This is a genomic window from Secundilactobacillus hailunensis (assembly GCF_005405185.1).
In the GTDB taxonomy this organism is placed as follows: Bacteria; Bacillota; Bacilli; order Lactobacillales; family Lactobacillaceae; genus Secundilactobacillus; species Secundilactobacillus hailunensis.
The window spans coordinates 1-9,292 of the sequence record NZ_BJDO01000065.1; the positions used below are offsets into that span (position 1 = coordinate 1).

9 protein-coding genes and 1 pseudogene are annotated in these 9,292 nt (G+C 40.0%); 2 read left to right on the plus strand and 8 right to left on the minus strand.

Going from position 1 to position 9,292, the window contains the following annotated elements; all coding sequences use genetic code 11:
- Positions 1–170: 170 nt before the first annotated feature.
- Positions 171–758 carry a recombinase family protein gene (locus FFM73_RS11510; RefSeq protein ID WP_065463706.1) on the minus strand — a complete coding sequence of 196 codons (588 nt, stop codon included), beginning with the start codon at positions 756–758 and terminating at the stop codon, positions 171–173.
- A 607-nt stretch (positions 759–1,365) separates the two neighbouring features.
- Here FFM73_RS11510 and FFM73_RS11520 point away from each other — a divergent pair.
- Positions 1,366–2,418 carry an IS30 family transposase gene (locus FFM73_RS11520; protein WP_137631834.1) on the plus strand — a complete coding sequence of 351 codons (1,053 nt, stop codon included), beginning with the start codon at positions 1,366–1,368 and terminating at the stop codon, positions 2,416–2,418.
- A gap of 412 nt (positions 2,419–2,830) precedes the next feature.
- On the opposite strand, the gene dltD is transcribed toward FFM73_RS11520, so the two are convergent.
- The 6 genes from dltD to FFM73_RS11555 form a co-directional block, all read right to left on the minus strand.
- Positions 2,831–4,123: a D-alanyl-lipoteichoic acid biosynthesis protein DltD gene (gene dltD, locus FFM73_RS11530; RefSeq protein ID WP_137631829.1), complete on the minus strand. Its 1,293-nt coding sequence runs from the start codon at positions 4,121–4,123 to the stop codon at positions 2,831–2,833.
- Complete coding sequence (gene dltC, locus FFM73_RS11535) at positions 4,120–4,356, minus strand: D-alanine--poly(phosphoribitol) ligase subunit DltC (protein WP_003551866.1); 237 nt, start codon at positions 4,354–4,356, stop codon at positions 4,120–4,122. Before dltC ends, dltD begins: the two co-directional genes overlap by 4 nt.
- A gap of 39 nt (positions 4,357–4,395) precedes the next feature.
- Complete coding sequence (dltB, locus tag FFM73_RS11540) at positions 4,396–5,613, minus strand: D-alanyl-lipoteichoic acid biosynthesis protein DltB (protein ID WP_137631830.1); 1,218 nt, start codon at positions 5,611–5,613, stop codon at positions 4,396–4,398.
- Positions 5,610–7,136 (minus strand): D-alanine--poly(phosphoribitol) ligase subunit DltA, encoded by a 1,527-nt coding sequence (dltA, locus tag FFM73_RS11545; RefSeq protein WP_137631831.1) that lies wholly within the window; start codon positions 7,134–7,136, stop codon positions 5,610–5,612. Before dltA ends, dltB begins: the two co-directional genes overlap by 4 nt.
- A gap of 14 nt (positions 7,137–7,150) precedes the next feature.
- Positions 7,151–7,294 (minus strand): teichoic acid D-Ala incorporation-associated protein DltX, encoded by a 144-nt coding sequence (locus FFM73_RS11550; protein WP_003551863.1) that lies wholly within the window; start codon positions 7,292–7,294, stop codon positions 7,151–7,153.
- A gap of 84 nt (positions 7,295–7,378) precedes the next feature.
- Positions 7,379–8,587 (minus strand): serine hydrolase domain-containing protein, encoded by a 1,209-nt coding sequence (locus FFM73_RS11555; RefSeq protein ID WP_137631832.1) that lies wholly within the window; start codon positions 8,585–8,587, stop codon positions 7,379–7,381.
- A 277-nt stretch (positions 8,588–8,864) separates the two neighbouring features.
- Between FFM73_RS11555 and FFM73_RS11560 the strand changes: the two genes are divergently transcribed.
- Positions 8,865–9,218, plus strand: coding sequence for a restriction endonuclease (locus tag FFM73_RS11560; protein WP_137631833.1), 354 nt, complete (start codon positions 8,865–8,867; stop codon positions 9,216–9,218).
- Here FFM73_RS11560 and FFM73_RS11565 read toward each other — a convergent pair.
- Positions 9,205–9,292, minus strand: a pseudogene (locus FFM73_RS11565) (IS5/IS1182 family transposase); the annotation flags it as partial. The gene FFM73_RS11560 and the pseudogene FFM73_RS11565 sit on opposite strands and share 14 nt — an antisense overlap.

Below are 9,292 nucleotides of genomic sequence, written 5' to 3' on the forward strand. Positions count from 1 at the left end.
CCTCCAAATTTGAGATGCGTTTATTTTACCGTAAAAAAATGTTGGAAAACCGACATTTTCTAATCGGTATTTTCCAACATTTTACAACCGTTGCTGACATTAATGGCAGATTGCAAGAAAAAAACTTTAGTAAACACCCTCCAAAACTATAAGTAAAGAAAATAGGGTCCCTATTTTCTTTTAATACCGTATTTCACACGGTATCGAATAAAGGTCGTCCGTTTAATACCTGTATTTCGGGCAACATCGACATCACTCATGCCTGCCTGATAAAGTTTAAAAGCATGTTGCAAGCGGGGATCGTCTTGGGTGTATTGGGGTTTGCGCCCATGATATTTACCCTGCTGCTTAGCTAAGGCAATCCCTTGCTGCTGGCGCTCAATGATTCGCTTACGTTCACTTTCGGCCTGATACTTATAAAGTTCAATAATGAGGTTGGTCATGAGTTGACGTAAATTGGGGTCAGCAATCCCTGTCATGGACGGCAAATTTAACACATCTAGGGTGACCCCCTTATTTTGAATGGTGTTCATGATCTTAGTTAAATCCTGGTTATTTCTGCCTAAGCGATCTAATTCAGTGACCATTACAATATCACCCTCACGAATATAGGCCAACATTTTTTGCAGTTCTGGCCGATTCGTGGTGGCCCCGCTTAATTTATCCGTAAACAGTTTATCAACGTTTTTTAAAGCCGTTAACTGCCGATCTAAATGTTGCTCTCTGGAACTTACCCGGGCATACCCGATTTTAGCCATTTTTAGCACTTCCTTTTGGACAGTTCTAATGAACATTTGTAATTCCTAGTATAGCACAGAATCAAAAAAGGCCAATAGGGTATACCCTAGTGGCTAATCATACATAAAAGCTTTCTTATATCATTATTTTTTTTGGCAGGTACTGTGTAGGTGGAAATGAACGAATGCTTTAATAGTTTTGTGTCACAAAATAAATTTTGGAGATTTTCAGCACTCCAGTAGTTCAATGATTCCTGGCATATTCCATCAGCAAGTTTATATATTGCTTCTTTTAACAATTGGAGCCTACTTTCAGAAACTACATGAACTTTAAAGTTGGTATGGTAGATTGTAAAATTAATCCGAACGCTGTTCGGACAAAAAAGATCAGCTTCCTTTAAAATGGTGTTTACCACAAACCCATCTTTTAGGAGCTGATCTTTTGTTGGATGTAAGCTGATTCCTGAGACAACTTTTAAGAGAGCGTATAAATATTCAAATGTTTTCGCGCATTTTAGAATCAAGTTAGCCACTGTCTCAAAATTTTTTGGACAATAAAAAACATCAAGAACAGATATCCTGTATCATTGAAGTTCCTACACAAACAATGGAAGAGGATATTGTCTTGATGCAGAAACAGGATAGCACACACCGCCAAAAAGGTCAGCACTTAACATCACTCGAGCGCGGAAAAGTGGCCGGATTCCGCCAAGCTGGGAAGTCCAATCGTTGGATTGCTGCTGAAATTGGCGTCTGCCCGCAGACCATTAATAATGAAATCAAGCGAGGTACAGTAGATCAGGTCAAGAAGAGTAATGGCAAGCGCGTCTACCATCGACAATACCTACCAGAGGCTGCTCAGGCACGTTACGAGACTGCACGCTTGAGCTGCCATCGTCCTGACAAGTTCGCCAGCGTACAGGTCTTCTTAGCCTGGTACGTACAGCGAGCTAAGCAGGACAAATGGTCGCCGGATGCTTCAATCGGCTATGCCAAGCGACACAAGCTGTTTACTCCTGAAGAGCTTGTTTGTGCCTCGACTTTGTACCAGTACATTGACGACCAACTCCTAGAGATTCGAAATATCGACCTGTTGGAGAAGACTAAGCGGAAGACCTCTCACCAGCACCACACCAAGGCTAAGCGCCTGGCTGGCCGCAGTATCGAGGAACGGCCTAAGGTCGTTGAACGACGCAGGCAGTTCGGTCACTGGGAGATGGATACCATTGTCGGTAAACGCAATGGCAAGGAGAGCGTCATCTTGACTCTGATTGAGCGCAAGACCCGTTGCCAACTTCTCCGCTTGATCGAAGGACGAGATGCAGACTCTGTGAGCTATGCATTGCGTGGAATCAAGCGCGAATGGGGAGCTTGCATCAAGACCATCACAGCCGACAACGGACCCGAGTTCACCGCCTTAAATACTGCTTTTGCTGGGACGGAAACTGAGATCTTCTACGCCCATCCTTACACGTCCTGCGACCGTGGCACCAACGAGGCACATAACCGGATGATCCGCCAGGACTTCCCTAAGGGCATGTCCCTAGATGACATTAGCCCTAGTCAAGTGCAGGCCACGCAAGACCGCTTGAATCAGTTGCCTCGCAAACAACAGGGATACTGCACACCCCAGCAAAACTTTGAGGCCGAAGCTCGGCGCGTTCGCCGCATGGCCCAGTAGTCTCTCTAGCGCCACAACTTCTATTTGATAACGGCCTGTTCTGGGATTGTCCTCAACGACTGGCTAACTTGTTCTTGCAATTTACGCCAGTAATTTAAGTGTATTATCTAGTTGAGACATCTATTCCTACCCCGCTTATCTTGAGTTTCGTCGCTTAAAGCATAGCACTAGGGAGGCTTAGATGCCTTTTTTTGTTATCAAAAAGGGCCTAGTACTTTTGGAATGGAAATACTTTCCAACACCAAAAATTCTAGACCCTTAACAATTTGTGTATCGTATCGTTTATTGCTTGTTTTTAATATCGGATTATATCCGTCCATCAGCCCATGAATTGCAATCGAACCGGCAAATAGCATCCCACAGAAAAAGAATAGTATCATTCTTACCCTTTTTGTCGTTTGAATCAAACTTGTCACCGTCCGTCGTTTCTATAACCATCATAATCAAAATCTGAACCAGCCTGTTGCCATTCTTTGGAATAGAAACTCTTGTCGATCCTGTAGTGAGGTGCCTTTTGCTTTTTAGTCAAAAACGGATTAATTTCCTGATCCATCTTCAACCATCCCCGCCATCCCGGATGAATGGTATCTGTCATAAAGTAATTCACATTTCCATCTTGACTTAAATCATCGATATGATTAAAGCCTTGAGAGCGCAATTGATAAGTTATCTTTTGATCAAATTGCTTCAACATCTCAGAAGACAATCCAGTATATTTTTGCCATCTTTGATTAACAGGTGGAATAATAAATAACACATTTGTATGATCTTTAGCAAACTGATTTAGTACTAATTGAAAGTCGCCGTATTCCGGTGATTTCAAGAAACTCATATTAGATTGAAACCCCTTCAAAGCTTTCACGTGATGCTTTAAGCGGCGATTCCAAAAGCGATTCCCAATCTGAAACCTATTAGAGTTTGTATGTTGTGCACCTAATTGGCCAGCCAACTTATCCAACTGCTGAAAATGGTACGTCTTCGGTAATTCTGCCGCATTATCAGCAATTTTTTTTGCATTATTAACCGGGATTCTAAACCTGGAATAAATCTGATCTTCATTCAGCAATACCTTATGACGATAGTTAACATAAAGCATTTGAAAGGATGTTGGCTTAAGCCCTGCAGCAATCCGTGCCAAAGTCCCGGAAATAATTTTATCAGAGTCACCGGAAGGCATCTGTAGCAATCGGTAAGCAGCGTAACGATCCATTTTAGAACCCTTTTCCTGTTGAATCCAGGTTGTTGTCTGAAGCGGTGAATAATAAAAGAAAAAGGCATTTGGATCTTCACCCATTGGCACAAACCACTGTGGTGAAACAAAAAAGACTGCTTTCTTGTTTTTCATTTGTTGATTAATTGACTGCATGACGAAAAATTGGGTGAGGGACTGACTCCCTCTGGCTCCAAGAAGAAATGGGCGATACGATCGGTGATACTTAGTAGCTAAAACAGATGGATGAAATGGGTCAAACCGCGACCATTCAGAAGAACCAAAAAACGGTACATAATTGTTTTCCAATGCGCTGCGCTTTATTAACTGGCCCTTCAATATTAAAGGCGACAAGGAAGCGGCGGCGTTCCTCTGAACTTTGGGACTGACATAGCTGAATTTTATCCATGTTGGTGATAAAAACACAGCAAACATCAGTAAAGCCGCAAATAGAATTGGCCCAAAGATTTCAAAAAGACGCTTTTTTACTTTCATTTCAATTCTTCAACCTTTGCAATAATTTTTGAAGGCGTATCCCACTCCGATCGATTAAATTCTGAAATTGGTGCATTAACACCCAACTTATCCTGGAGATCCAATAACAACTGAACAGTCCCCATAGAATCCAATAATGCACTATCATACAAATTTTCGTCCAACCTTGTTGAAAAATCTTCACCAGTTAAGTCATTTAAAATTGAAAGAACAGTTTCTTTTACATCATCCATAATAGTCAACCCCTCAATATAATTTAATTTTTGTACTCATTAAAACTTACTTGGTCCAAAAAACAACGTGTTAAGAAAACCCGAGAAAATCAAGAATGTGAAGCAGACAAAATTAAATGTAATAAAGATTGCAAATAGTTCTGTAAACTTATTATGTGGAATCTTATCTTGATGCTTCTTCTTATAACGAAGCCAAGTATCATTTACCACTAATGCACATCCATGAAGTAACCCATAAAGAATATAGAACCATGTTTCACCATGCCAAAATCCCATAATTAACATGTTGATGATATAGCAGACATTTGCGGTTGTAATTCTACTTTTGAAGACCTTGTGCTTCATCATAAAGAAGACTAACCGCATAAAAATATAGTCACGGAACCAAAACGATAAAGTCATATGCCAACGATTCCAAAAATCCTTAATGTTTTTAGATTTAAACGGATGATTGAAATTCATAGGTGTTTTAATGCCCATTAAGTAACTGATCCCTACCGCAAATAAACTGTAGCCTGCGAAGTCAAAGAACAAGTCCATGCTATACGTGTACATATAGCCAACAATATACCATGAAAAGCCATGGGCCATCATGGCACCAAACTGCATTTGAGGCATCAATACAGAGCCAAAATAGTATGCCAAAACAAACTTGTAAAGAAAACCAAGAAAGATATATCGGACACCTGTTTGAACCAAGTCGAGATAATCTTTCTGTGCAGGAACAGCCTCATAGTCACTTACAAACCGCCGGTACCGATCAATTGGCCCTGACGAAATTGTTGGAAAGAATAATAGAAACTGACCAAAGATAATCGGATGGTACTCCTTTATAAAGCCGTCCCTAGTCTCCATAATTGTCTGAACGACTTTAAACGTAATATATGAAATACCCAAAAAACCGATAATGGACTGTTTGCCCGATTGAATAGCGGGTGTTACTTTGACAACAACCAATGGCAGAATTGCCAAGATGACCGATAGAACAAACACCCATCCCTTATTGGGCGAATCTTTCCGACGTCTGTAATGAAAATAAGCGGATACCAGTACAACCTGATAAACAAAATAACAAATTAATGCAATTCCGGTCCGCCAGTTGGGACCACCAAACGTCAAAATCAGGAAGAACAGTGATACCAATGTCTGATACCAGCGAAACCGGTGTCCATAAAGCAAGCCAATCATTAACGGTATCAACGCTACGGCTAACCAAATAAAATACGTTGGATTTCCATAAGGAATATACCATCTCATTTTGAGTTAACCTCGTTAATGACTGATTTAATGTCAACCTTCCCATTAGGGCTTAATGGCAAAGATTTTCTATATATAATTTTTTGAGGAATCATATATGACATCATTGAATTTTTTAAATCACTTTTGATTGCTGCCGTCAAATCCAGCTCATTATTAAAGTGATTCTCATTTGGCACAATATATGCAATCAACATTGATACCTGATGCTGTGCATTATATTTTGGAACAACCACACTTTGTTTAACATACTTCTGTTTATCAACCAAAATAGCCACATCTTCAAGTTCAACCCTGTAACCATTTATCTTAACTTGAAAATCTTTTCGACCATAATATTGAATCAGGCCATCTTGGCGAACGGTAGCGACATCCCCTGTTTTATACGCCGGTTGATCATTTAGTGTTGAAAAAACACGTTTCGTTTTTTCCGGATTATTAATATACCCCTTGGAAACACTTGAACCGTAAATTTCAAGTTCTCCTTGTGTCCCGTCACTAACAACATGACCGTCATCATCAATGATTCTGATATGCATACCGTTTTTAACATAGCCAATTGGCAAGCGGTCAAATTTCTGAATGACCTCATCCGTGATTTCAATTTGGGTCATAGCCACAGTCGCTTCAGTGGGACCATAAGTGTTAAAAACATGGGCCTTAGGAAACTTTTTCTTTAGCATTTTGGCTGTCCTTGCCGTTAACTCCTCTCCACAAAAGAGGAAATCGGTTAAAGCCGGATAGTTTTCTGCGTTAAAAGTCGGCTCCAACAAGCAAATATTCATAAATGACGGTGTCGAAACCCAAACATTAATCGGCAGTGTTGGTAACGTTGTAAAAAGAACCAAAAAATTATCCGTAATTTTCTTAGATAAGACGTGTAATGTCCCACCTTTAAACAACGTCGGATACAGACTCATAACAGATAAATCGAACGAATAAGCAGGTTGTTGCAGCATCTGTAAGTCATCCGACAACTGAAAATCATTGCCTACCATCCAATCTACAAAACTCATTAAATTATGATAGCTGATTTCAACGCCCTTAGGCACACCGGTCGTTCCAGACGTAAAAATAATATAGAAAGTTTGATCTCCTTCGACAGGATGTGTCACTTGATAGTCTTCCCGCTCCAAGAAAATGTTGCCAAGTTCCTTTTTGGTGATTACCGGTACAGTCCCAAGGCTGACAGGTAGATCCTCAACTGCCACTACAGCAACCGGCTTTGCGATAGAATTTATCAATACCAGCCGCTCATCCGGCGAATCAACATCTACAGGGATATAAGAATGGCCGGTTTTCACAATCGCAATAAATGTTGCGATCATTTCAAAGCTTTTCCCACCAAAAACCATAATCGGTTGATTAGCAGGTAGCTTCATGGCATCAATGTGTTTTGCCAGAGCATCTGAATAGTGCTTTAAATCTAAATAAGTGTTTGTTTGATTGTTGTAATGATAAACAACTTCATCCCTTTTAGTTTCGGCATATGAATCAACCATGTCGATTAAATTCTTTTGCATCCTCACTCACCCCGTTAAAAGTCATTGTAAATAAATTTTGCTTGATTGATTCCGCTATAATCGTATAGATAAAAGAGAACCATCATAATCGCAAAGTAAAATAAAGTCGTTAAAACAAATTTTACAACTGGCCTCTGAATCCACTCTAGTAAAGCCATGCAAACTCTCCCCCTTTAAAAAAGTCAACACTACATTAAAATAGGTTGGTTAAATTATGCGTTCTACAATCTTAAAATAATGAACTAATTCAGCTCCCCATTCATCACCCTGTTAAAGAGTTGAACTGACAAATTTTGAATAGAAGCTGCCGGTCGATAATTATTGCTTAAAAGGACGACGCCATTTTTCCCATCCCGAGATTCCAAGATAGACGATTCATATCCATAACCAATGCCGTGCGACCGGATGCCATTTGTTTGATTGTAGACACCACCTCCATAAGTTGACGAGCTACCTGGTGTATGTAAAATTCTGACATTTGATAGTGAAATCACTTTTCCCTGTAAAAGACGATGCTCAGCTTTGAAAAGTTCGAAAGCGGTCATGTAAACTTGCCCCGTACCCAGTTCGTTATTCATTGAAGCCTGAGTTTCATTAAAGGGCCGTCGATAATTTTGGCTGAACTGATCCGCTTTTTGATAGCGATAACCCGTTGTTTTATAAAGCGTTAAAGGCTGATCCTGAACAAATCCGGTCCCCTTCAGATTCATGGGCTTTATAAACGTTTGTTCAAAATACTTCTTATAAGTCTCTCCGGTCAAACGGGAAATAATACCGGATAATAGAACATAATTAACCGGCTGGTACTGCCATTTACCAAACTCAGATTTTTTACTTGATAAATGTTTAACGGCAAATGCCACAACCTGTTTCTCGTTTAACAACCTGGTCGACCCAACCTCTTTCATTGACAATCCCGAATCCATATCAAGCATATTACGAATCTGGATATGGGTTGCATTTGAAATTGTCGGGTAGAAATGTGCTAAAGGCGTCTTTAATGATAATTTTCTTTCCTGCACAAGTTTCATCACACATGCAGCAGTTAAAGACTTTTGTATTGACAAAATTTGGAATTCAGAATTGGTTCTATTTTTGATTCTATCCGCGTAATTCGCATATCCAAATGCACGCCGATATAAGAATCGGTCGTTCTTGATAATCAAAGCCGACCCCACAAAATGATTTTTCTTCAAATACATCGTGATATCGTTGGTTTGTGCATCAGCATGATCACCAGACCCTTTAGCCTGAAACTTAACCGTCTCTTTTGGTTTATTTTTGGAACGACTGGCATTTTTTTGGCTGGAAGGACGGTTTCCTTCTGAGCGATTTATCTCAGCCTGGCGTGCGTTTTGCGCGTCTAAATGCTGTTTAATAGCTAAGGCGCCGCCAATAACGATAATCACTAATAGTAAAAGCCCGTAAGCCCAACGACGTCCCCATTTCATGTGTGCACCCCCTTCCGTAAAACCATTTCAAACTTTATTTATCATCAAACTAATTGATAAATAATCATCCTTGCTAAACCAGGAACATGGTCTTAACGTCTTGTCCTACAACTAATCCTCTGAATTTCTTACATAACCTCGAGATTACTACAAAAAGTGGAAGTTTGTCAAATGGTGTTGAAGGATAGAAACTATCCTTCAACACCATTTGACAAACTTCCAGAAAAACAAGAACATGGAGCTATTTGGAGATGGCTTCACGGAAAGGATTGATTAAATGGCACGAGTTGAAGGGTCTACGGATTTATGGGTGGATCACCTGTTAAATGATTCTAAGATTGATTTGGACTATCAAAGCTCTCACATAAAAAGTATTGATGATGCACTTCATACTGCCAGTAAAAAATTGAATGGGAAGTCTGGTTATCCCGAGTATGTTGGGGTCGTAAAGGACTATTTGCTGGTGATTGAAGATAAGGCTGATATTTCCAATCATGTTTATACTGATCACGATGTTATCACGACTGATGATCCGATGGTCGTTCCTAAATATGCGTTGAATGGGGCATTACATTATGCTCGGCATATTCTGGAACGTACTTCGTATAAGAAGCTGTCTAAAATCTCTTAAGTAATAGTGCTAAAAACGCTAAAACGACCATTTGCAGACTGGTGGTTAATTGACGCTCACAATTTTTCCAAAGT